This window comes from Candidatus Methanoperedens sp. BLZ2 (assembly GCF_002487355.1).
GTDB lineage: Archaea > Halobacteriota > Methanosarcinia > Methanosarcinales > Methanoperedenaceae > Methanoperedens.
Map to the genome: position 1 here is coordinate 1 of NZ_NTMG01000025.1, position 22,590 is coordinate 22,590.

The following is a 22,590-nucleotide window of genomic DNA, read 5'->3' on the forward strand; positions in this document are numbered from 1 at the left end:
GTTGTCACAAATTCAGATTTCTAAACAATGATTGAATATTCAGACAAGCTCTTAACTATCTCAGGAGATGTCACACAACTGCACCAGGTTATAATGAACCTGTGCGTGAATGCCCGTGATGCTATGCCGGATGGCGGCACATTGAGCATCACAGCTTCGAATTTTTTTATTGATGAAAATTATGCACGGATGCATACCGAGGCACAAGTCGGTTCTTACGTTGTCATTGCAGTCTCAGATACCGGGATCGGTATTCCTCCTGAGATACTCTATAGGATTTTCGAACCTTTCTTCACGACAAAGGAGTTTGGTAAAGGAACCGGGCTTGGTCTGTCAACGTCTCTTGCAATTGTAAAAAGCCATGGCGAGTTTATAAACGTGTACAGTGAGGTTGGAAAAGGAACGAAATTCAGCATATATTTGCCTGCTATTAAAACCAGAACAGAAATACAAAATGCACAGGAACAGAAGCTTGAATTACTCTCCGGGCATGGAGAACTGGTTCTTGTTGCCGAAGATGAAGATTCAGTTCGTGATGTCACTGTTTCGACATTGGAAAAGAATGGGTATATTGCACTTGCAGCCGAGGATGGTGCGGATGCAGTAGCATTGTATGCTCAAAATAAGGATAAAGTCAAAGTCGTTCTTATGGATATGATGATGCCAATAATGGATGGCCAGGCGAGTATCCGGGCGATTCGAAAAATTAACTATGAAGTCAAGATTATCGCAGTCAGCGGATTAGCAGAGAAAGAGAAACTTAAAAACGTTGCAGATTATACAAACTCTTTTTTGCCAAAACCTTACACGGCTGAGAAGCTGCTCAAAACCATACATGAAGTTTTGAGTGCCAAATAAGTTTTTTCAGAATAAATTCCCCCTTCTGTTATTTAATTAAATAGATATAAATATATTAATTCAATTCAATTCAATATAATATCAATTCAATATAATATCAAGTTAATATAGGGTCTCATTTTATTAATTAGGCAGCCAGAACGGGAGAAACTACATTAAGATGCGAATAGATCTATGTAAATTGCTGCTATTTGATGTGGTAAAAATAATGAAATCAAAAAAAATTATAACAGTGGTAGCTGCGGTAGTGTCGGTGGGATTTAGTGCGTTGTGCGCGTGGTACTTTACGGGTTTCCCGAAAATGTATTCAGGAACAAGAGACTGAACTATGAAGATGAAGCCCGGTGGACTGTGAATATCATCCGTTAAGATGAGGGAAATGAAATGAAACAAATCGGTATGAAATCGGCAAAACAGTTTATTCTGGTAGTTATCATTATTGCCGCAATTTTGGCAGTAGTTTTAGGTTCAATGTTTTACCTGAATTTTTACATGAGTCCCCGGCAGGGCTATACAGGGGAAGCGGAATCAATTACTATCGGATATTCGCCGTTTGAGCAAAACGCACTTCTCTGGATTGCCCAGGACCAGCACTTTTTCAGCCTGAACGGCCTCAACGTAATCTTGCGTAAATATGATACCGGAGCGGGTTCACTGGATGGAATGTTGAACGGTGAAACGGATATTACGGCAGGGGTAACCGAGTTCCCCACGGTCGAAAAGGCGTTCAAGAAAGAAAGTATTCGCATAATTGGAACCATCGCAAAAACTGAGCAGATATATCTTGTCGGACGGAAGGACCGGGGAATTGAAAACGTTTTAGACCTTAAAGGGAAGAGGGTTGGGACTACCTTAAAAACAGCAGCGCATTTCTATCTCGGCAGGTTTCTCGAAATTCATAGCATGGATATGAAGGATATAATCCTCGTTGACGTCAAAACACCGGCAGAATGGGTGAACGCTGTTGCAGATGGAGACATTGATGCAATTGCCACCTCTGAACCGTATGCTAATTTAGCCAGAAAGCGTCTGGGCGCAAACGCTGTTATCTGGCCTGCACAGGGCAGCCAGCCCATATTTGGATTGGTTGTTTCCACGGATGAATGGATCACAAACCATCCTGAACCTGTCAACAGGTTCCTTAAGTCTCTGGCACAGGCTGAAGAATATGCCATCAATAATCCTGTTGAAGCAAAAGCCATCATACAAAAACAGCTAAACGTGGATGCCGAATATATGGAAACAATCTGGTCTCAGGACCGGTTCTCTCTTTCGCTTGACCAGTCGCTCATTCTTGTGATGGAAGATGAAGCGCGATGGATGATAAACAACAACCTCACGACGGAGGAAAAAATACCCGATTTCCTGGACTACATCTCCGAGAACGAACTCAAGTCTATAAAATCTGAAGCGGTAAATTTCATACGGTAAAACGAGAAGCTATGAGAATCAGGACACAACTTATCATCAGCATGGTTTTCTTCAGTATAGCCCTGCTTATCATCTCTGCATCGATGATTACCACAAACCAGCAGATAGAGCGGCTGAATATACAGGAAGAGCTGGCAAAAAACATAGAGCTCAAAGCCAATGAGCTCAGTTATTTATCGAACGATTTTCTTCTGTACCATGAAAGCCAGCAAATCGAACGATGGAAGTCACAATATTCCTCTATTTCCGACGATATATCGAACCTGACTGTGGACAGGCCGGATCAGCAGGCGCTTGTCAATAGTATCAAAACAGACCAGCAGAAGCTGAAAGCAGTCTTTACTGATATACTATCTAAAATAGAAAGCTCACCTGGCACTTTTGATCCGGCATTTATCCAGGTCTCATGGAGCAGAATAGGTATCCAGACCCAGGGGATGATCTCCGATGCTTCGCGCCTATCACAAAAGATTCGTAATGAACAGGAACAAGTGAAGCTCATCAATTACCTGCTCAGTATTGCCCTGCTGGGAATATTTGGCGTATTTCTCCTTACCAACTATTTTCTGATATACCGGCGCACGTTAAGATCGATATCGAACCTGCAAGAAGGGGCAAGCATCATCGGTTCCGGGAACCTTGATTTCTCTATCGTAGATAAAAAGAATGATGAATTCGGCGAATTATCTCACGCGTTTAACCGGATGACAACTGACTTGAAAGCTGTTACTGCTTCCAAATCGGAGCTGGAGAAGGAAATTATCGACCGCAAGCGTGCTGAGGAGGCACTACGGGAGAGCGAGGAGAAGTATCGTACCATCATAGAGACCGCCAATGAAGGCATATGGATATCTGATACCAGGGGACGGATTACGTTTGTTAATAAGAGAATGGCCGAAATGATTGGTTACAGTCCTGAAGAAATGATGGGAAAACTGGCTTGCGACTTCATGGACGAAGAAGCCAGAGCTCTTGGAAGGCTTAACCTTGAACGGCGGCGGCTGGGCTTGAGAGATAGCTTTGAGCAAAAGTACATTCGCAAAGATGGCACAATTTTCTGGGCGTTAGTAAGTGTTACGCCATTGTGGAATAAGGATGGCCGGATTATAGCTTATATGGGTATGCTCACCGATATCATCCAGCGCAAGCTGGCTGAGGAGGCACTGCGTAAAGCGCATGATGAGTTAGAACTTCGTGTTCAGGAACGAACCGCAGAACTGAAAGAAGCAAACATAGAATTAGAAACTGAGATAAATGAGCGCAAGCTGGCTGAGGAGAAAATACGTGAACAGGCTGCTCTTCTTGATAATGCACAGGAGGCTATAGGAGTCAAAAACCTGGAAAATCGTCTCATCTACTGGAATAAAGGCGCACAGCGCCTGTATGGCTGGACAGCAGAGGAAGCGATTGGCAAGAATCCCATTGAATTCCTGTTTAAAGATAAAGAAGAGCCGCCCCAGCTCATTGAAGCAAAAAAGATTGTGCTTGAGAAGGGGGAGTGGACAGGCGTGCTGCACCAGCTAACGAAATACGGTAAAGAAGTGATTGTTGAAAGTCACTGGACTCTGATATATGATAGCGAAGGTAAACCGAAATCAATACTTACCATCAATATGGATATTACTGAGAAGAAAATGTTTGAGGCGCACTTATTACGAGCGCAGAGAATGGAAAGCATAGGCATTCTTGCAGGCGGTATAGCGCATAATCTTAATAATATGCTGACGCCGATCATGCTATCCCTGCAAATATTAAAGGGAAAATTCAAAGACGAGCAGAGCCAGAGATTGCTTACTATTCTTGAAAATAACTCACAGCGCAGCGCTGATTTAATAAAGCAGGTTCTACTATTTTCACGGGGAATCGATGGTGAGCGCACCCCTCTTCAACCAAAACATCTCATAATTGAAATTGAGAAGGTCGCAAGAGAAACATTTCCAAGGAATATTGAAATTAGAACTGATATACCAGAAAATCTCTTTACAATTTCAGGAGATATCACACAATTACACCAGGTTATAATGAATCTGTGCGTGAATGCCCGTGATGCTATGCCGGATGGCGGTACTCTGAGTATCGCAGCTTCGAATTTTTTTATTGATGAAAACTATGCAAGAATGCATACCGAGGCAAAAGTCAATTCTTACGTTGCCATTGCAGTTTCGGATACCGGGACCGGTATTCCTCCTGAGATACTTGATAGAATTTTCGATCCTTTCTTCACGACAAAGGAGATTGGTAAAGGAACCGGACTTGGCCTGTCAACAGCTCTTGCAATTGTAAAAAGTCACGGCGGGTTTATAAATGTGTACAGCGAGGTTGGAAAGGGAACGAAATTCAGCATATATTTGCCAGCGATTAAAACCAGAACAGAAATACAAAATGCACAGGAACAGAAGCTTGAATTACTCGCCGGGCATGGAGAACTGGTTCTTGTTGCCGAAGATGAAGAATCAATTCGTGAGGTTACTGTTTCAACATTGGAAAAGAATGGGTATATTGCGCTTGCAGCCGAGGATGGTGCGGATGCAGTAGTATTGTATGCTCAAAATAAGGATAAAGTCAAAGTTGTTCTTATGGATATAATGATGCCTATAATGGACGGCCAGGCGAGCATCCGGGCGATCCATAAAATTAACCCTCAGACTAAGGTAATTGTAGTTAGCGGATTAACTGAGAAAGATAAACTTGCAGAGATTGCAAGTTCTCATGCAAAGGCTTTTTTGCCAAAACCTTACACTGCCCAGAAGCTGTTGAAAACCATACACGAAGTTATGATTGAAGGGGACAAAAAGTGACTACCACAGCCTAAAGGCATTGTGGCTTCCTGCTTTAACGAATACCTACCGGATTGCGGATTTTCTTTACAAGCTCTCTACCGAATGCATAAAGGTCGCGTGGATGTCTTGAAGTGATAAGATTTCCGTCCACAACAACTTCCTTATCTTCATACAGGACACCTGCACATTTCATGTCGTCCCTGATACCTATGTAACATGTCGCTTTCCTTCCTTCTATTACTCCTGCTGAAATAAGCGTCTGGCCGCCATGACATATCACCCCCACAAGTTTATTCTCCCTGAAAAAATGCCGTGCGATCTCAAGGGCCTTTTCTTCAAGCCTGACCTTTTCAGGCGCTTTTCCTCCAGGAAGGATCAGAATATCAAAATCTTTCGGGTCCACTTCATTAAATGTCATATCTGCATTTATGGAATAACCATGTTCTCCCGTAATTGTTCCCTGTTTCATGGACGCAACCTTCACGATAATGCCTTCTTCTTTTAACCTGTTAAACGGATAGAAAAGCTCCTGGTCTTCAAAATTATCCGCGCTTAATATGAGTGCTTTCAATACAACTCCTCCCATGACATAATTTTAAACCTCTTCGATATTAATCCTTTTGATAACTCAAAATCAAAAGACCATATCTATAAAAAGTAAAATGATGTAAAAGAATTAAAATACAGGTCTTTATCGATCATGTCCAATGATATTATAACCAAAGTAAAATTTGCAAAAAGCGCCTCCATTCCTCTTGCAAGCGTTTCCGGCGCCACGAAGAACAGCGCGCTTGCTGCAATGGCACAGGCGCTTGATTCAAGCAGGGAAAAAATAATCTCAGCCAACACAAAAGACATCTCAGCGGCTGAAAAACTCGCCGACGCAGGCAAACTTTCAAGATCACTTGTCAAGCGGCTGAAAGTTGACGATACAAAAATAGATGAGATGATAGCAGGCGTCAGGGATGTCCTGAAATTTGACGACCCTGTAGGAAAAACTCTCTCTGCGCTTGAGCTTGACAGCGGCCTTGAATTGTACCAGGTAAGCTGTCCGATCGGATTGATCGGTGTCATATTTGAATCCCGGCCTGATGTCGTTCCCCAGATAATGTCGCTTTGCTTAAAAAGCGGGAATGCCACCATATTTAAGGGCGGCAGCGAAGCAGGTAATTCCAACAGGGCGATATTTGATGTGCTTGTCAGCGCCATAGAAAGTACAGAAGGCATACCGCAAGGAGCATTCGCGCTCATGGAAACAAGGGAAGAAGTAAACGAAATGCTAAAACTTGACGATTATATAAACCTCATCATTCCCCGCGGATCAAATGAGTTCGTAAAATACATCCAGGATAACACGCGAATCCCTGTACTTGGACACTCTTCAGGTATCTGCCATGTGTATGTGGACAAAGAGGCTGACATGAAAAAGGCGCTTGATGTCTGTTATGATTCCAAGGTCCAGTATCCTGCGGTCTGCAATGCAATGGAGACGCTTCTTGTTCACAAAGGTTTTGCAGAAACATTTATTCCTGAAATGGGAAAGAAATACGATGCAGCAGGAGTAGAACTCAGATGCGATGAGCGATCATTCGATATTCTTCAAAATAGCGGTCTCCTGAAAGCCATAATTCATGCGGCAGAAGAGGACTGGAAAACAGAGTATAATGACCTGATACTCTCAATAAAAATAGTGGATTCAATGGAAGAAGCAATAGACCACATCAATAAATACGGATCACATCATACTGATGCTATCATTACTGAGAACAACACCGCAGCCAGCAGGTTCATAGACCTTGTGGACTCATCCAGCGTGATGTGGAATGCTTCCACCCGCTTTGCAGATGGATTCCGTTACGGTAAAGGAGCCGAAGTTGGCATCAGCACTAACAAAATACATGCACGCGGTCCTGTCGGGATGGAAGGGCTCCTTATTTACAAGTATGCGCTTCTTGGCAACGGTCATAAGGTTGCGGATTATGTGGGAAAGAACGCCAGGAAATACACCCATAAAAAACTAAAAGCACAACTTTCCGGGAAAATGGGATAAGGAATATGGAATATGGACTCTGAAAATATTGACCGCAAAGACCTTTTTAAAGACCTGAAAAAGATCGTCCTGAAAATCGGTACAACTTCTTTATCTAACGAAGACGGAAGCTTTAACCGCAGGCTGACAGAAGACATTGCAAACCAGGTTGCTCATCTTCGAAAACTTGGAAAAACCGTAATAATCGTAAGTTCAGGCGCTATCGGTATCGGTGTCATCCAGTTGAAAATGACAACTCGTCCCCGTGAAATTCCACTTCGCCAGGCCGCAGCAGCCGTGGGCCAGAATATCCTTATGCAGGAATGGATGACTGCTTTTAATAAACATGATCTTAAAGTTGCCCAGATACTGCTTACATACGAAGCCTTCTCAAACAGGATGACATATCTAAATCTCCGGAACAGTATCTCGGCGCTCCTTGAAGCAGGTGTGGTTCCGATCATCAATGAAAATGACCCGATCTGTGTGCATGAGATAGAGGCGACCTTTGGTGATAATGACAAGCTTTCGGCAATGGTTGCAAGCAAGGTCGAGGCAGAACTCCTCGTCCTTTTATCTGATATCGATGGATTGTATGATAAGAACCCGAAGAAGAACGAAAATGCCAGGCTCATAAACACTGTGGAGAAAATCACGCCCGAAATCGAAAGTTACGGTGGAAGCCCCACAAGCACAAAAGGCGTGGGCGGGATGAGGACCAAAATAGAAGCTGCCAAAATAACTTCTATGGCAGGATGCCACATGGTGATCGCAAACAGCGCTATCGATGATGTGGTGATAAAGGTCATAAGCGGCAATAATATCGGTACCCTGTTCCTTGCAAGGGACGGAAAATCCAGGAACAGGACGCGCTGGATAATCCTTTCAAAAACATCGGGTAAACTCATCGTTGATAAAGGCGCAAAGGATGCGGTTAAAAACGGTATGGGTCTTTTGCCGTCAGGTATTGTCGAGGTTTCAGGAATGTTTGACCGCGGGGATATTATCGAGATTGAGAGCGAGGGAAAGGTGTTTGCCAAGGGAATCACGGATTATACATCCTCTGAGCTTGCCAGTATCAAAGGCAAACATTCGGATATGATCGAAAAGATACTCAAGGTTAAGAATTATGACGAGGTCGTGAGGAAAAGCAATATTGGGATGCTGTGATTTTGGCCATGTCTTTGTCGCTACTGTTCCTGGATTTGGCGGAATTATACTTTATGGAAATACTATATATTTTTATCAGGTTCTCAGATGGAGAATAATGTATGTTAACTGACTTTTTCATCGGAAACCTGGATGTTATCTACTTCATTTATGGGTTTGCCTTTTTGCTACTTGGTATTTTCTTATTATGGCAGTACAGGTTTATCGAAAAAAGTGAATATAAATTGCTGAAAATCTTATGGCTTCTTGCATTTTTTGGGATTACTCATGGGATACGTGAATTCATAAACATGTTTGAAGTAGTCAGAGGAAGAACCGGCTTTTTAATAATTCTCACTGATGCTTTTTTATTTATATCTCTATTATTTTTATTTTTATTCGGTTATCATCTAATTAATATCAAGAAAAAAAAGCCAGGCATCTGGTTTCCATCCACAATATTGATTTTATTTTTTACAGTCCAAACATATATAAAAGTGAATAACCTGGAATATCACGTTCCCTGGGAAATTTCAGCAAGATACCTCCTGGGTTTTCCAGGTGCAATTTTAAGCGCTATTGGATTTATTTTATATTACCAGAGCGAATCTGAAAAATTAAGTAAAATCAAAGTTAAAAAGTATTTTATTTATGCTGCTTTATTTTTTGGGATTTATGGAATTTTGGGAGGAATGATCGTTCCCAGAAGTAATTTTTTCCCTGCTTCTATGATCAATGTGACCTGGTTTAATTCTTTGTTTGGCATTCCTGTTCAAATTTTCCGTACTATTTTTGCAGTTGGAATTGTATGGTCTATCGGACATATAATGAACATTTTCAATGTAGAGGAAACTTCCAGGCGCAGGCGTGATGAGGAGAAAATACGAGACCAGGCCGCTCTTCTTGACAAAGCACAGGATGCTATTATTGTCCAGGATTTAGAAAACCACATTATCTACTGGAATAAAAGCGCTTTGCGATTGTACGGTTTTACAGAACAGGAAGCCATTGGTAAAAATATCAGTGCGATTTTATATACAGAAGAATCACCAGCACTCATCGAAGCCAGAAAAAGAGTAAACGAAGAAGGAGAATGGACCGGGGAACTGCATCAGGTAACGAAAGCCGGTAAGAAAATAATCGTAGAAAGCCGCTGGACCCTGGTACATGATAGTGAAGGGAGGCCAAAATCAATACTCATCATAAATACAAATGTGACCGAAAAAAAAGAATTCTTAAAAGACATCGCCGAACATAAAAATATTGAAGAGGCACTAAGAATGTTTGAGATCGCATTAGAAGAGGCACCTGATGGTGTTCGAATCTTGGATATGAAGGGTAATATAATCTATTCTAACAAAGCAACAGAGAAGATATTTGGTTTCTCCTCCGGGGAATTAAAGGGAAAGCATGTCAGTGAGATAAGTGACGACCAGACCTTTTCAAGTGATGGTATCATACAAACTATTAAAAAGATGGGGAACTGGAATGGGGAACTCATTGTCAAGCACAAAAATGGGAGGGTTTTTCCAATCTGGTTAAGCTCATCTATGATCAAAGATAAAAATGGTGAGCCTGTAGCCATTGTGGCGATGAGTAGAGATATCACAGATATCAAGGAGAAAGAAAAGCTTCAAATGCAACTCTTGCAAGCCGACAAACTTGCAACTATAGGTCAACTGGCATCCGGAGTTGCTCATGAGATAAACAATCCTCTCGGTAATGTCTCTCTTTATGCTCAAATGCTCTTAAAAAAAACAGAAGATGAGGCTACCAGGAACAAACTTAATATCATCAACGATGAAGCGAACAGGGCTGCACATATCGTGAAAGGTCTTCTTGACTTTGCAAGGCAATCAGAGCCAGAACTCGTCCCATTAAATATAAATAAGGAAATTGATAAAGTATTAAACATACTTAAACCTCAATTAATGGAGATCAAAGTAAATACAGAATTTCAATATCTTCCCACTATTAAGGGTGATCCCAGTCAGATAGGACAGGTAATAATTAATATAATTTCTAATTCAATCCAGGCAATAACAGAAAATGGAGAGATACTGATAAAAACTTCTTTAAAAGAAGATCATATAGAAATAAATATAATAGATAATGGATGCGGCATCCCGGAAGAAAATCTCTCCAAAATATTCACTCCTTTCTACTCCACAAAGAAACAAGGCGAAGGAACAGGACTTGGCCTTGCTGTCATTTATGGGATAATTAAACGCCATAATGGTTCAATATATGTGAAAAGCGAGATCGGAAAAGGCACAACATTTACTATAAAATTACCGGTTTGAACTGTAAATTATTTACCTGCCCAAACGCCAATTTCATATAGCTTCCTGCCTATTACAGCATAGATATCATGGCCAACGTTACAATCATCGGAAGCGAAAAATCAGGCAGGACAAGCCTTGCAGGAAAGCTAGGGAAAAAAGGCACTGAGTCCGATATTACACTCTATAATTTTGTGAAAGGTGACCGGATATATTCATTCGTGGATGCAAACGGTTATCCGTCATCGTTTAAAACGCTTATACAGGCGATCAATCTCTCGGATATAGCACTGGTATGTGTTCCTTCAAGCGGTCTTAATGCGCAGGTGGGAGAGTGCATCATTGCTCTTGACCTTCTGGGCAATAAACGCGGATTATTCGTAATCACAATGTCGGATAAATCTAATCCTGCCGCTATTTCGGAATTATCTGAAAAAATAAAAGCGGTCACAAAAGGCACGAACCTTGAAAAATGGGAGACTATTGCAGTTTCAAATACGACCTTTGAAGGTCTTGAGAGGCTCAAGGAAAAAATTTTTGCACTTGGTGAGGAGGTGCGAAATGCATATACTGCAAAGAAAGACCTGCCAACAAGGATCATAGTTGACCACTTCTTTAATGTCACAGGTATGGGATGCGTTGTGCTGGGAATCGTGACGCAGGGGACTATCAAGGAACATGACAGGCTGACACTCTATCCGACTGAGAGACCAACAGAAATACGCTCCATCCAGAGTAACGATGTTGATATGAAATCAGCGCCTGCCGGAACAAGAGTGGGACTTGCGCTAAAAGGAGTGCAGTCAAAAGAATTTGACCGGGGATATATGATCTCCCAGAAAGAGGAAGTTTCTTCAAAATTCAATTTGAAATGCCACCTTACAAAATTCACCTCAGGATTGGGTGTGGGCGATGCAGTCCACTTTTTTGCCGGACTCCAGGATATTCCTGCAACGATCACGGCAATGACGATAGATGGAAAAGATGCAACACAGGCGCCTGCGGGTTCCGATTGCAATGTTGTGTTAACAACGCAAAAGAACATCGCATACAGCAAAAATGACCGTTTTCTCATTGTCCAGCTTAATAATCCAAAACAGAGGCTGGTAGCAGGTTGCGATATCGTATAGTTTTATGAAAAAATTAGATAAAGCTTTTTAGTTTATAACTCTTTATAAAAGGATAAAGTACAAAAATGACAGAATCCCAGTATTTCACTCTCTGTAATGATGTAGCAGCCGAAATAAAAAAAGCTGTTTCCGGACTGATAGGAAAACCTGAAGCAGGCATGACATTGAGAATCGGGGCAGATGGCACGCCTACTGAGAAGATCGATGAAGTTGCGGAAAATGCAGCACTTTCGGTTCTTGAAGCCGATGGCAGGTCAATGTTATTCGTGAGTGAGGAACTGGGTGAGAAAAATATCGGGGGAAAACCTGAGTTTACGTTCGTACTTGATCCCGTAGATGGTACATTCAATGCGGTGAACAATATCCCTTTTTTCTGTGTGCCGATAGCTATTGGAAAATCTGATTTATCTGATATAAGATATGGTTTTGTCAAGAATCTTGTTAATGGGGATATTTATTCAGCCCAGAAGGGAAAAGGAGCTTTTTTAAACGAGAAACAAATACATGTATCAGAGATATCGCAGCTATCCAAACTCAGTGTATTATCATACAGTCATCGCCCTCATGCAGTTTTAATAAATAACCATACAGTCAGGAGGGTAAGAGTATTCGGATGCGCGGGGCTTGAACTTTGTTATATCGCTTCAGGGATATTTGATGCTTTTTTCGATATGCGCGGAATGCTTCGTATAACAGATATAGCTGCCTCGAAGCTCATCGTGGAAGAGGCAGGGGGAGAAATTACAGATGAAAAAGGAAACCCGCTTAATACTCCGCTTGATGTCAGGAAACGGGTAAATATTATTGCAAGTAATGGAATAACACATGACAAATTGCTTGAACTTGTATAGCGGAGGCAAAATAGGATGAGAAAGATCGGTATAATTTCAAGATGCGACAGGGATGAAATATTTTCTCTGGTTGAAAAGATAATTGATCACCTGAAATCCAGAGTCGATATATTGATCGACCCGAAAACTGCACAGAGGCTCAATCTGGAAGGCACCCAAATGGCAGACATGAAAAAAAATGGCGCTGAATTTATCATATCCATAGGGGGCGATGGTACGGTTTTACGGGGGATCCAGAAAATGGATGATCCCCTTCCTGTCCTTGGAATAAATATGGGAACTATTGGTTTTCTTGTGGATGTGGCTCCTGAAGATTCTCTCTGTGTCATTGATAAAGTATTGTGTGGTTTTGAGGTCGAAGAACGCTCTCGCCTCTCAATTGTAGTAAATGATGAGATACTTCCATGTGCAACCAATGAAGTTGTCATCCTGACCGCCAGTCCAGCCAAGATGCTCTCATATCGGATATTCGTTGACATGATCCCTCTTGAGGAACTGCGGGCAGATGGAGCGGTGTTTGCAACGCCGACAGGCTCGACTGCATATGCGATGAGCGCAGGAGGGCCGATTGTTGATCCGCGGGTGGATGGTACTGTCATTGTGCCGCTTGCTCCTTTTAAATTATCATCCCGTCCCTGGGTGGTTCCGGCCCGGAGTGAAATAAAGGTGGAGCTGACTGTGCCCAAAAAGGAAGCAGTGCTTGTGATCGATGGGCAATACTCAAGGATAATAAAAGAGGAGGACACGATAATTATTACCAGGGCAAATATACCCGCAAGGTTCGTGAGAACAAGAGAGGATGGGTTTTATGAGAAAGTCAGGAGTAAGCTTGCGTGACAAATATATGATTTAGCAATTAAACTTACAATGATGCTGAGTTTGGATAATCATAATAATTTGAAACACAAATCATATATAGGTTTTCAATTATTGATTATATAGGTTTATTGCCATTCGCAAAGAGAGTAAACTTTCAATATGATGGATAGGTGTTACAGAAATGATGAAAAATCCAGATGGGCGTGACTTCAGTATAGCTGTTGGAATAATGATGATTGTGTTAGTGCTGGCAGGCGGGGCCTTTGCAGGATCGGTCCCTGACGCGCCAACAGGTTCAGATTATATTACATCTGGATCAACACCTCAAATTAGTCCGGTCCTGAAATATATCGTGGTTTCCCCATCACCATCAACTACACTGACAGTTGGACAGAAACAGAATATTACTTCGAGAGCATATGATCAAGATAATAAGCCAATGGCAGGCGTTGATATATCCTGGACAGTCAGCAATAGTGGCGTTGTAAATATTATTCCTGTAAAAGCAAGAACAGATGTGACTGGAGGTGTAACATCTACATTTACTGCACTCATTAAGGGTATTGCGATAGTGAATGCCAGGAATGCCAGTGTTGTAAGCAACAACATTGCCTTGATTGTAAATGCTATTGTTCCAAGTATTAAAGTCGCCTATCCCAATGGAGGAGAGAAATGGATACGCGGCACGACCCAGATGATAAAGTGGAATTCAACTGGAAGTCCTGGAACTTATGTGAAAATAGAACTCCTGAAAGCCGGGGTCTTGAACAGGGTAATCATATCAAGCACTCTGAACGATGGTTCGCATCCATGGCTGATTCCGGTTACCCAAGCGTGGGGAACAGATTACAAAATAAGGATAACAAGCACTACCAACCCTGTATACAGCGACACAAGCGATAACAACTTCACTATTCCTGCCCCCTCTTTCAGTGTGGTCTCCCCGAATGGCGGGGAGAAATGGATAAGAGGAACGACTCAAACAATAAAATGGAATTCAACCGAGAGCCCAGGATCATATATAAAGATAGAACTTCTGAAAGCCGGGGTCTTGAACAGGGTGATCATATCAAGCACGTTGAATGATGGTTCACATCCATGGCTTATTCCTGCGACACAGATTCCTGGAGTTGATTATAAAGTGAAAATCACAAGCACCATTAACGCTTCTAACAGCGACACAAGCGATAATAACTTCATTATCCCTGCTCCATCCATTACAGTCGCTTCTCCGAATGGAGGGGAGAACTGGAGAAGAGGCACAACACAGACCATCAAATGGAGTTCAAGCGGTAGTCCAGGATCATATGTAAAGATAGAACTCCTGAAAGCCGGGGTCTTGAACAGGGTAATCATATCAAGCACTCTGAACGATGGTTCGCATCCATGGCTGATCCCGGCTACCCAAGCGTGGGGAACAGATTACAAAATAAGGATAACAAGCACTACTAACCCTTTATACAGCGACACAAGCGATAACAGCTTCACTATTCCTGTTCCCTCTTTCAGTGTGGTCTCCCCGAATGGCGGAGAGAAATGGATAAGAGGAACGACTCAAACAATAAAATGGAATTCAACCGAGAGCCCAGGATCGTATGTAAAGATAGAACTCCTGAAAGCTGGAGTGCTGAACAGGGTGATCGTATTGTCAACCCTGAATGACGGTTCACATCCATGGTTTATACCGTCATTACAAACGCCGGGCACTGACTATAAAGTGAAGATCACAAGCACGAGTAATCTTTCATATACGGATATGAGCAATAGCAATTTCAGTATCATTAGTAATATATGATACTTGGAATCGATATTGGTGGAGCGAACACCAAAATAGCATCCGATGATGGCAGGATAGTGGAACTCCATTATATCCCCCTCTGGAAGAACACGAGGCTGCCTGAGGCGCTTATTGAGATCGCGGGGCGCCTGGAACCGCAAAAAGTTGGTGTAGTAATAACAGGAGAGCTTGCTGATTGTTTTCCTGATAAGGAAGCAGGTCTTTCATACATTATAGATGCAGTTAATAATGCATTTGCGAACGCTTTTTTCCTTGATAGCAACGGAGTTCTAACACAAGAGAAAATACGCAGCATTGCTGCTGCCAACTGGATGGCCTCTGCTCTTCTTGTAGGAAAGGAATTCGGGGATTGTATATTTCTTGATATTGGTTCAACCACTACGGATATAATCCCGATAAAGAATGGTTTGCCTCTTGCAGGTAAAACCGATTTTGAGCGTTTGAAAAAAGGGGAACTTGTGTACTCAGGGGCGCTCCGGACAAATATTGCCGCAATTTTGAAAAGCGTGACATTCGGGAATATAGGGTCACGGATCTCCTCAGAATTATTCGCAATTACAGCCGATGCATATACTGTTCTTGGTTTGATAAAACTACAGAATTATACGTGTGATACACCCGATGGCGCAGGGAAAACGATCCTTCATGCAAAAAGGAGGCTTGGACGTGTTGTTTGCGCAGATCTAAGCGAAATAACGGATGGGGAGATTTTTTCGATCGCCCGTCAGGTAATGGAAGCACAGGTAAACGATATCAAGGATGCTCTTTGCGAAATATCAAAAAAGCACGACATCCGGAGGATTGTAGCATGCGGTATCGGGGAATTCCTGGCTAAAAAAGCAGCTATTGAATCCGGATTTGAGATAATTTTGATCTCTGAAAAATATGGAACGGAAATATCAAAAGTATTTCCGGCTTACGCTGTAGCAAAGTTGTTGAAAAATTCTAACCTGTAAGGAAAAATCCCATATTCTAATATGGGACTTTACGTTATCTTTTCAATTTCGGAAGTATTTTTCGTTTGATACCGAGGGCTATTAAAATTGCAATACTTAAATAGATCAATATCGGGATAATAAATCCTGTGAATATGATAATTCCTCTTACACTCTCAATAAATCCTCTCACTGCATCCCGTAGCGCATCCGAAATGCCCCATCCATCACCTGTAATTGGCGCTGGTTCCATAACAGTTACCGTGATCGTAGACATCTCAACGCTCTGGTTCAGGTAATTTAGCCTGCCTGTCAGACTTTCTACCTCACCCCGCACCCGTTCAAGTTCATGCTCAACTTCAATAATATCTTTAACGGTAGTTGCCATTTTAAGAATCTCCTGGAGCCGTGTTTCCTGTTTTTGGAGATTATCGAGCCTTGCGCCAAGGTCTATGAACTCTTCCGTGACATCCTGCCCTGAAACCTGCCTGTATTTTTCAGTTCCAAGCGCATCTATTTTTTCGATAGTTGAATAAAAACTCTTTTGAGGCACTCTTGCAGTAAGATGACCATTTTTACGATTATTTCCGATATCACTGATGGAAGAACTTGAAATAAATCCCCCTGTTTCAAGCGTAATGTTGGTTATATCATTAATTGCCGCCTGGGCGCTTGCCACTTCTATCGTGAGGGTCGCTGTGGAAATGACTTTTCTTTCAAATGTTTTTCCATTTACATTACTTCCTTCATCCATTGAAGGGCTTCCTTTATTTCCAAGACCTGCGAATCGAAGGTCTGAAGAAAATTGAGATTTTTCTCCTTTCATCTGGTAATTCTGGGTACTGATGCATCCTGCAAGAATTATGAAAATGAAAATTATAAATATAGTTACTGTCTTATTATTCATAGGAGGATTATAAGATTCATGAAAATATATAACAGTTTCTTTTCAAATCCCATAATATATGGTTTGACGGGATTTATTCTGGTTGCAGTCCCCGCGCTTTTATTCTTTTCTGTGTTGGTCTTCTGACTTTACCTGGAGCGGTTATTCTCATGGCAGGCGCTATTATCAAGAATAAAACTTGATTGATTTTTTAATTATTGACTTAATATCCTAACTTTATCTGTGACCCGATTTTCATATCAAGAATTTTCAGGAAATCACTTTTCGCTTCCCTCGGAATGAACGCCCCCGCCGCAATATCATGACCGCCCCCGGTTCCTCCAACTGATTTTGCAGCTTCGCTTATTGCCGCGCCAAGGTTCAGGCCTTTCCTGATAAGATCCTGGTTTCCCCGTGATGAGACTTTAACCCCGCCTTCAGAATCTGCAAAAGCGATAATGGGAAGATTTCTGTTATTGACAAACGACGCGCTCATTCCCGCAACAATCCCTACGATGGTTTCGCGGATCAAATTTCCGGAATCGAAGTATTGGAGGTTTCTCATTTCCGTTATTCCCTTCTCTTTCACAAAATTCAATCCCTCCACAAGATTTTTCCTGTGCTCACTAAGAAGTACGCATGCTTCATCCAGGCTCTTTCCCCTGTCGCCCATGCATACCGCAAGCCCGATATCAGCATGGTCATAACGCGCAGTGGAGTTAAGAAGTGTTGAAAATTCCGAGGCATCCCTGACCTCTGTGCCTTCCCGTTCGCATAATAATGTATATACCTCACCCACGAGCCTTTCTACTTTAAAACCCGCAAGTCCTGATGAAAGCCCGAATTGTATAAGAGCAGATACGATCTTCTGTTTTTCACCTGGTTCAAGGTCTATCCACCGCCTCCATTTCTCGCCCTGCTGCCTGATCCCGATTCGTTTGAGGAATTCTATACTTGCTTCTTCGCTTCCGGTCAATCCCGGAAAATAAATATCAGTTGAATATTGGAGAAGTTTAAATACAGGACGGGTCTGCCTTCCGAATAACATGAGGTCTTTCTCATGCTTGATGACTTTGTTCTTTACTCCTTCCTCAAGTATTGTCCTGTTCAAGCCGATCAATTGCCCGTGTTTTGAGTGCTGGAGATCTCCCACAGCCCCCACAATTGCCAGGGCTGAAAGATCTCCGTTATCACCCATTTCGCGTGCTATAAAGTAGGTCATCCCTGAGCCGCTTACTTCTATACCACCGTTTAACCCGAAAAGATGTGGGTTCAGGTGAAATTCATGTTTCCCCTGGGGCTGGTGATGATCAGCGATCACTGCATTAAGCTTTAAGGATTTTATCGCATCAAGCATCCCGCTGCCAAGATCTGTAAATATTACAAGCTGGGGATTACTGCTGGCTATTTCCTGGAGGTTTTTATGGTCAAGTTGTCTTACAAAAATGATCCGGGAGTCGATACCTGCCCGTTCAAGGGCTTTTCCCATGATCGCAGCAGAAGTCAGGCCGTCAGCATCAATATGCGACACCACGAGAGCGCAAGAATGTTTCTTAATATGATCCGCACATTCCTTTGCTTTTTTCACGAGTGTCATCTATAGCTCTGGTAGCTACAATTATTTATAAAACCTTTGGACAGGCCGATAACAATTTTTTTATAGATTGCATTATATCAGGAAGCCATATGAGTCACGATTATAAGGCGCTCGGACTAAAATCCGGGCTTGAAATACACCAGCAGCTTGACACTAAAGAAAAACTTTTCTGCGGCTGCCCAACTCTACTTCGTGATACAAAAGAATCGAATTTTGAATTTTTCAGGTACCTTCGCCCCACACAGAGCGAAATGGGGATCGTTGATAAAGCTGCGCTTGAAGAAGTAAAACTCATTAAAAAATTCATTTACAAAGCATACGACACAACATGTCTCGTTGAGAATGATGAGGAGCCGCCGCGTGAATTGAACCCTGAAGCTATAGAATTTTCCCTGATGGTAGCCCGCATGATGAACATGAAGATAGTGGATGAACTCTACACCATGCGAAAGATCGTGATCGATGGCTCCAATACATCCGGTTTCCAGAGGACCGGGCTTGTAGCAACGCATGGATATATAGATTCCAGTGCAGGGCGCGTGGGTATTGATGTTCTGTGCCTCGAAGAGGAGGCTGCGCAGAAAGTGGAAGATAAGGGAGATTCTGTTATTTATTCTCTTGACAGGCTCGGAATCCCGCTTGTGGAAATAGGAACTGCGCCTGATATCGTTTCTCCTGCCCATGCAAGGGAAGTCGCTGAACAGATAGGAATGATATTGCGCTCAACAGGAAAGGTAAAGCGCGGCCTAGGCACGATTCGGCAGGATGTCAACATATCGATTGCCGAGGGCGCAAGGGTTGAGATAAAAGGAGTTCAGGAGCTTGCGCTTATTGAAACGATTGTTGAAAGGGAAGTTGCAAGGCAGGCAACCCTTATAGAAATAAAGAAGGAACTCAATAAACTAAGGGCCTCAGTTTCTGATAAGATCATTGATGTTACATCCGTTTTTACAAACACTACCTCAAAAGTAATTTTAAAAGCACTAAAAAGCGGTGTGGTTTATGCCGTGAACCTGCCGGGATTTGCGGGATTTGTCGGAAAAGAGATCCAGCCTGGAAGGCGCCTGGGAACGGAGTTTTCTGACCGCGCTAAGAAATCAGGTGTAGGGGGCATATTCCATACTGATGAACTGCCAAATTACGGCATCACAAAAGAGGAAGTGGAATTACTCAGGAAAGCCGTGGGCGCAAAGGATGGGGATTGCGTGATCATGGTCGCTGATTCTAAGGAAAAAGCACAGGGCGCAATGGGAGCGGTCATAACCCGAGCAAAAGAAGCGCTTGAATTCATTCCCGAAGAAACGAGAAGGGCGCTGCCTGACGGGAATTCGGCATATATGAGACCGCTTCCGGGAGCAGCGCGCATGTATCCTGAGACCGATGTTCCGCCGGTTGTGATCACAGAAGAGCGTATCCGGAGTATCAAGCTTCCTGAATTGATAGGCGAGCGAAAAGCACGATACATAAAACAATTCGGTCTAAATGAAGAAATCGCGAACCAGATCGCGCGTTCGGCTAACTTCATAATTTTTGACGATATAATGAGCAAAGTTCCGAAGGCAAATCCAAATTCAGTAGTAAGAGTGCTTGAAACCATCCTGTATGAACTTCAAAAAGAAGGTGTTGTTGTCAATGAGATTACAGAAGATCACCTGATTCAGCTTTTCAGGCTCCAGTCAGAAGGGAAGATCCCCAACGAAGCAATAAGCAATATCCTGAAAACAATAGCAGGAAAGCCTGAGGTGGATGTAGAGAAGGCGGCGCTATCTCTTGGTATCGGGGGCGTGGAGAAAGGGGAATTGGAGACTGCTGTTGATATGCTTGTTGAGGAAAAGATGGATTTTATTAAAGGAAAGGGTTTGAATGCGGTTGGGCCGTTGATGGGAATTGTGATGAAGGAATTCAGGGGGAAGGTGAGCGGGGAAGAGGTCAGCAGGATGTTAAAGGAGAAAATAAGGAAGAAATTGGGGTTGTAAATTATCAGGATCGCTAATTGGAAGAATGTTATTATATTTGATCATATTCATTTTATTCTAGCATGTATACAACGGTTTTATATTGAAAAATATTTTTTTATACCAGCATATTATTTAATTTTTCTCGTCAAAGACCACCATTTTGAAAAATGGAGAATCAAGAGTATGTTCAAGGGATTTGAATCTTTGATAATTGATGGAGTTTCTTTTTCTTGTGGCGCTCTAGTCAGTGTTAGAATTAAGATGAAGTTTATTTGTAGTTATGATATTATTGATTATAAGAAATCTTTAATGCAAATAAACGCAGCTATATCTATACATGTTGATTTTAATTTGTTATAATTCCGTTTACATTATATTTATATAGTATTAAGGTTATCAAATAGGATTGGTATTAAATATGGGCGAAGATATAAATCCAGATATAAATGTAGATAATTCCATTGAAAGTACAGAATCCTCAAAAAGAACAAGAGTTGTAACACAAACTAAATATCCTTTACCAGATAGCAGAACAGATTTCGATCCTCACCATTTGAAAATTATTTCTGCTTATGCATCATTCAGTCTGAACGGCAGTAAAGAATTAAAATATTCAGATTTTTCTCAAGCGTCATTGGGTTTCAATTCTCAATATATTAGTGGTAATAACAAATATCTAGAGAATATAGGATTAATAATTTCAACTGGAGGTGGAAAATATAAACCAACCCAAGACTGTATTGATTTTAACAATAGTATTAAATGGAAAAAAATAGAAGGTGCAAAAGAGATTCTTAAAAAACGAATGGCAGAGACGTGGTTTTGGGAAGAAACCCAAGCATTACTTGAAGTTAAAAAGATATGCATTAAAGAAGAATTGATTCAACATCTTGGACACGTTGCAGAAGCTGACCCCGAAAAGCACAACCGATCTCTAAGGGTACTTATAGATTACCTATTGTATGTATCTTTGGTAAATTTAACCGAAGAAACAGGTGAAATTAAACTAAGCAATGATAATGGACAGACGGAACTATCCATTATTAAACAACCTGCAACTAGCGATCAAACTGCAAATATTGCGCAACCTTTAACTAAGGAAGTGGTTGAAGAAAAATCAATTAAAAAAGAAATAGTCCAAGAGACAATAATAAAACCAGAAATTTCACTTAAAAATCAAGTGAATGTTAATATTTATATAGAGTTGAAAATATCTCCAGAAACTTCTAAAGATGATATAAAAGGAAAAATTGAGGCATTGGTTGAAGCATTAAACGCTTTAAAATAGAAAATTCAAATAATGATCAACATACCTCCTATTCCTTGGCAAACAATAGAAAAAATATTGTATTCTATTGGAAAAGGTACAGATAAAATAAATCATGAACATAGTATTGGAAAAGAAAAGCTTGATGCGACACTTTCCTTTCTTCAAAAGATTTCTTTCATTACTGAAAATAATGAATTAACAGAAACTGGAAAAAATTTTTATACTGAATTATTTGTATGTAATGATGAAACTGCATATAGTATATTAGCCGATTCTTTAAAAAAAACTGAATCTGTACAAATTATTTGCCAGATATTATGGGGAAGAAAAAATTTACTAAAAAATAGTATATATAACCTTTTGCTAGTTGAGAGGATGATAGATGAAAAGATCAAGGAAGATGATTTAGGTTCGTTTTTAAGTATACTAAATAAGTGTAAAATATTGAATTATAGTAAAAAATTTGGCACAATTGAAATACTATATAATCCAAAAAACAATTTAGAAAAACCAACAACACTATTTTTGTCACCTGATACTCCATATAGCAACATAAAAGCATTACATGAAACCATACGGACTTGCAGACGGTTTTTATGGTGGTTTGATAAGCATTTTAGCACTAAAGGATTAGAACCATTATCTAATGAATTAAATGGAAATATAATTGATAATATTAGATTATTATCTGGTATAGCAAATATTAACGATAAATTCAGAAATGATTTTCAAAGGTTTGATAAGGAAATGTTAAAACGTGGTATTAACAGGCTGTCCCAAATCCCACTTCAATGAAAAAATGACATTATTTTCAATT

Annotated in this window: 17 protein-coding genes; 14 read left to right on the forward strand and 3 right to left on the reverse strand. The window is 41.2% G+C overall.

From position 1 onward, the window contains the following. Positions 1-27: 27 nt before the first annotated feature. The 3 genes from CL181_RS03740 to CL181_RS03750 all read left to right on the forward strand — a co-directional run bounded on the left by CL181_RS03740 (position 28) and on the right by CL181_RS03750 (position 5,087). The gene (locus tag CL181_RS03740) at positions 28-858 is read left to right on the forward strand and encodes an ATP-binding protein (RefSeq protein WP_097297906.1); all 831 of its coding nucleotides are present in this window, start codon (positions 28-30) and stop codon (positions 856-858) included. Between the two features lie 384 nt (positions 859-1,242). Continuing rightward, the gene (locus tag CL181_RS03745; RefSeq protein ID WP_097297907.1) at positions 1,243-2,289 is read left to right on the forward strand and encodes an ABC transporter substrate-binding protein; all 1,047 of its coding nucleotides are present in this window, start codon (positions 1,243-1,245) and stop codon (positions 2,287-2,289) included. A gap of 11 nt (positions 2,290-2,300) precedes the next feature. Further along, positions 2,301-5,087: a PAS domain S-box protein gene (locus CL181_RS03750; protein ID WP_097297908.1), complete on the forward strand. Its 2,787-nt coding sequence runs from the start codon at positions 2,301-2,303 to the stop codon at positions 5,085-5,087. A gap of 34 nt (positions 5,088-5,121) precedes the next feature. Here the strand turns inward: CL181_RS03750 and CL181_RS03755 are convergent, their stop codons facing one another. Beyond that, the gene (locus tag CL181_RS03755) at positions 5,122-5,640 is read right to left on the reverse strand and encodes a type 1 glutamine amidotransferase domain-containing protein (RefSeq protein ID WP_097297922.1); all 519 of its coding nucleotides are present in this window, start codon (positions 5,638-5,640) and stop codon (positions 5,122-5,124) included. A gap of 129 nt (positions 5,641-5,769) precedes the next feature. On the opposite strand from CL181_RS03755, the gene CL181_RS03760 reads away from it, so the two are divergent. The 8 genes from CL181_RS03760 (at position 5,770) to CL181_RS03795 (ending at position 16,083) form a co-directional block, all read left to right on the forward strand. Continuing rightward, a complete protein-coding gene (locus CL181_RS03760; protein ID WP_097297909.1) occupies positions 5,770-7,119 on the forward strand; it encodes a glutamate-5-semialdehyde dehydrogenase in 1,350 nt (449 codons plus the stop codon). Between the two features lie 12 nt (positions 7,120-7,131). Continuing rightward, a complete protein-coding gene (gene proB / locus CL181_RS03765; RefSeq protein ID WP_097297910.1) occupies positions 7,132-8,268 on the forward strand; it encodes a glutamate 5-kinase in 1,137 nt (378 codons plus the stop codon). A gap of 101 nt (positions 8,269-8,369) precedes the next feature. After that, positions 8,370-10,550, forward strand: coding sequence for a PAS domain-containing sensor histidine kinase (locus CL181_RS03770; RefSeq protein ID WP_097297911.1), 2,181 nt, complete (start codon positions 8,370-8,372; stop codon positions 10,548-10,550). Between the two features lie 68 nt (positions 10,551-10,618). Further along, complete coding sequence (locus CL181_RS03775; protein ID WP_097297912.1) at positions 10,619-11,659, forward strand: EF-Tu/IF-2/RF-3 family GTPase; 1,041 nt, start codon at positions 10,619-10,621, stop codon at positions 11,657-11,659. Between the two features lie 65 nt (positions 11,660-11,724). Then, positions 11,725-12,510, forward strand: a complete 786-nt coding sequence (locus CL181_RS03780; RefSeq protein WP_097297913.1) for a bifunctional fructose-bisphosphatase/inositol-phosphate phosphatase — start codon at positions 11,725-11,727, stop codon at positions 12,508-12,510. A 15-nt stretch (positions 12,511-12,525) separates the two neighbouring features. After that, positions 12,526-13,347, forward strand: a complete 822-nt coding sequence (locus CL181_RS03785) for an NAD(+)/NADH kinase (protein WP_097297914.1) — start codon at positions 12,526-12,528, stop codon at positions 13,345-13,347. A 163-nt stretch (positions 13,348-13,510) separates the two neighbouring features. Continuing rightward, entirely contained in the window at positions 13,511-15,124 is a 1,614-nt protein-coding gene (locus CL181_RS03790; RefSeq protein WP_097297915.1) for a Ser-Thr-rich GPI-anchored membrane family protein, read from the forward strand. Next, positions 15,121-16,083 (forward strand): hydantoinase/oxoprolinase family protein, encoded by a 963-nt coding sequence (locus CL181_RS03795; RefSeq protein ID WP_097297916.1) that lies wholly within the window; start codon positions 15,121-15,123, stop codon positions 16,081-16,083. The genes CL181_RS03790 and CL181_RS03795 overlap by 4 nt, the downstream gene beginning before the upstream one ends. Before the next feature lie 34 nt (positions 16,084-16,117). Here CL181_RS03795 and CL181_RS03800 read toward each other — a convergent pair whose 3' ends face one another. Together CL181_RS03800 and CL181_RS03805 are read right to left on the reverse strand one after the other, a co-directional pair. Then, positions 16,118-16,969 (reverse strand): DUF4349 domain-containing protein, encoded by an 852-nt coding sequence (locus tag CL181_RS03800; RefSeq protein WP_097297917.1) that lies wholly within the window; start codon positions 16,967-16,969, stop codon positions 16,118-16,120. A gap of 202 nt (positions 16,970-17,171) precedes the next feature. Continuing rightward, positions 17,172-18,545, reverse strand: a complete 1,374-nt coding sequence (locus CL181_RS03805; RefSeq protein WP_097297918.1) for a DHHA1 domain-containing protein — start codon at positions 18,543-18,545, stop codon at positions 17,172-17,174. Positions 18,546-18,634: 89 nt separating this feature from the next. Here CL181_RS03805 and gatE point away from each other — a divergent pair, with 89 nt between their 5' ends. From gatE to CL181_RS03820, 3 genes are all read left to right on the forward strand, one after another. Further along, positions 18,635-20,521, forward strand: a complete 1,887-nt coding sequence (gatE, locus tag CL181_RS03810) for a Glu-tRNA(Gln) amidotransferase subunit GatE (protein ID WP_097297919.1) — start codon at positions 18,635-18,637, stop codon at positions 20,519-20,521. 400 nt (positions 20,522-20,921) lie between these two features. After that, positions 20,922-21,791, forward strand: a complete 870-nt coding sequence (locus tag CL181_RS03815) for a hypothetical protein (RefSeq protein WP_097297920.1) — start codon at positions 20,922-20,924, stop codon at positions 21,789-21,791. 12 nt (positions 21,792-21,803) lie between these two features. Further along, positions 21,804-22,568 carry a hypothetical protein gene (locus CL181_RS03820; RefSeq protein WP_097297921.1) on the forward strand — a complete coding sequence of 255 codons (765 nt, stop codon included), beginning with the start codon at positions 21,804-21,806 and terminating at the stop codon, positions 22,566-22,568. Positions 22,569-22,590 lie beyond the last annotated feature (22 nt).

Bases quoted from the DNA above. Each gene is read 5' to 3' on its own strand.
- CL181_RS03775 (WP_097297912.1), top strand. From the start codon at position 10,619: ATGGCCAACGTTACAATCATCGGAAGCGAAAAATCAGGCAGGACAAGC.
- CL181_RS03750 (WP_097297908.1), top strand. From the start codon at position 2,301: ATGAGAATCAGGACACAACTTATCATCAGCATGGTTTTCTTCAGTATA.
- CL181_RS03740 (WP_097297906.1), top strand. From the start codon at position 28: ATGATTGAATATTCAGACAAGCTCTTAACTATCTCAGGAGATGTCACA.
- CL181_RS03760 (WP_097297909.1), top strand. From the start codon at position 5,770: ATGTCCAATGATATTATAACCAAAGTAAAATTTGCAAAAAGCGCCTCC.
- CL181_RS03800 (WP_097297917.1), bottom strand. From the start codon at position 16,969: ATGAATAATAAGACAGTAACTATATTTATAATTTTCATTTTCATAATT.
- CL181_RS03815 (WP_097297920.1), top strand. From the start codon at position 20,922: ATGGGCGAAGATATAAATCCAGATATAAATGTAGATAATTCCATTGAA.
- CL181_RS03770 (WP_097297911.1), top strand. From the start codon at position 8,370: ATGTTAACTGACTTTTTCATCGGAAACCTGGATGTTATCTACTTCATT.
- CL181_RS03805 (WP_097297918.1), bottom strand. From the start codon at position 18,545: ATGACACTCGTGAAAAAAGCAAAGGAATGTGCGGATCATATTAAGAAA.
- CL181_RS03745 (WP_097297907.1), top strand. From the start codon at position 1,243: ATGAAACAAATCGGTATGAAATCGGCAAAACAGTTTATTCTGGTAGTT.
- gatE (WP_097297919.1), top strand. From the start codon at position 18,635: ATGAGTCACGATTATAAGGCGCTCGGACTAAAATCCGGGCTTGAAATA.
- CL181_RS03820 (WP_097297921.1), top strand. From the start codon at position 21,804: ATGATCAACATACCTCCTATTCCTTGGCAAACAATAGAAAAAATATTG.
- proB (WP_097297910.1), top strand. From the start codon at position 7,132: ATGGACTCTGAAAATATTGACCGCAAAGACCTTTTTAAAGACCTGAAA.
- CL181_RS03790 (WP_097297915.1), top strand. From the start codon at position 13,511: ATGATGAAAAATCCAGATGGGCGTGACTTCAGTATAGCTGTTGGAATA.
- CL181_RS03795 (WP_097297916.1), top strand. From the start codon at position 15,121: ATGATACTTGGAATCGATATTGGTGGAGCGAACACCAAAATAGCATCC.
- CL181_RS03780 (WP_097297913.1), top strand. From the start codon at position 11,725: ATGACAGAATCCCAGTATTTCACTCTCTGTAATGATGTAGCAGCCGAA.
- CL181_RS03785 (WP_097297914.1), top strand. From the start codon at position 12,526: ATGAGAAAGATCGGTATAATTTCAAGATGCGACAGGGATGAAATATTT.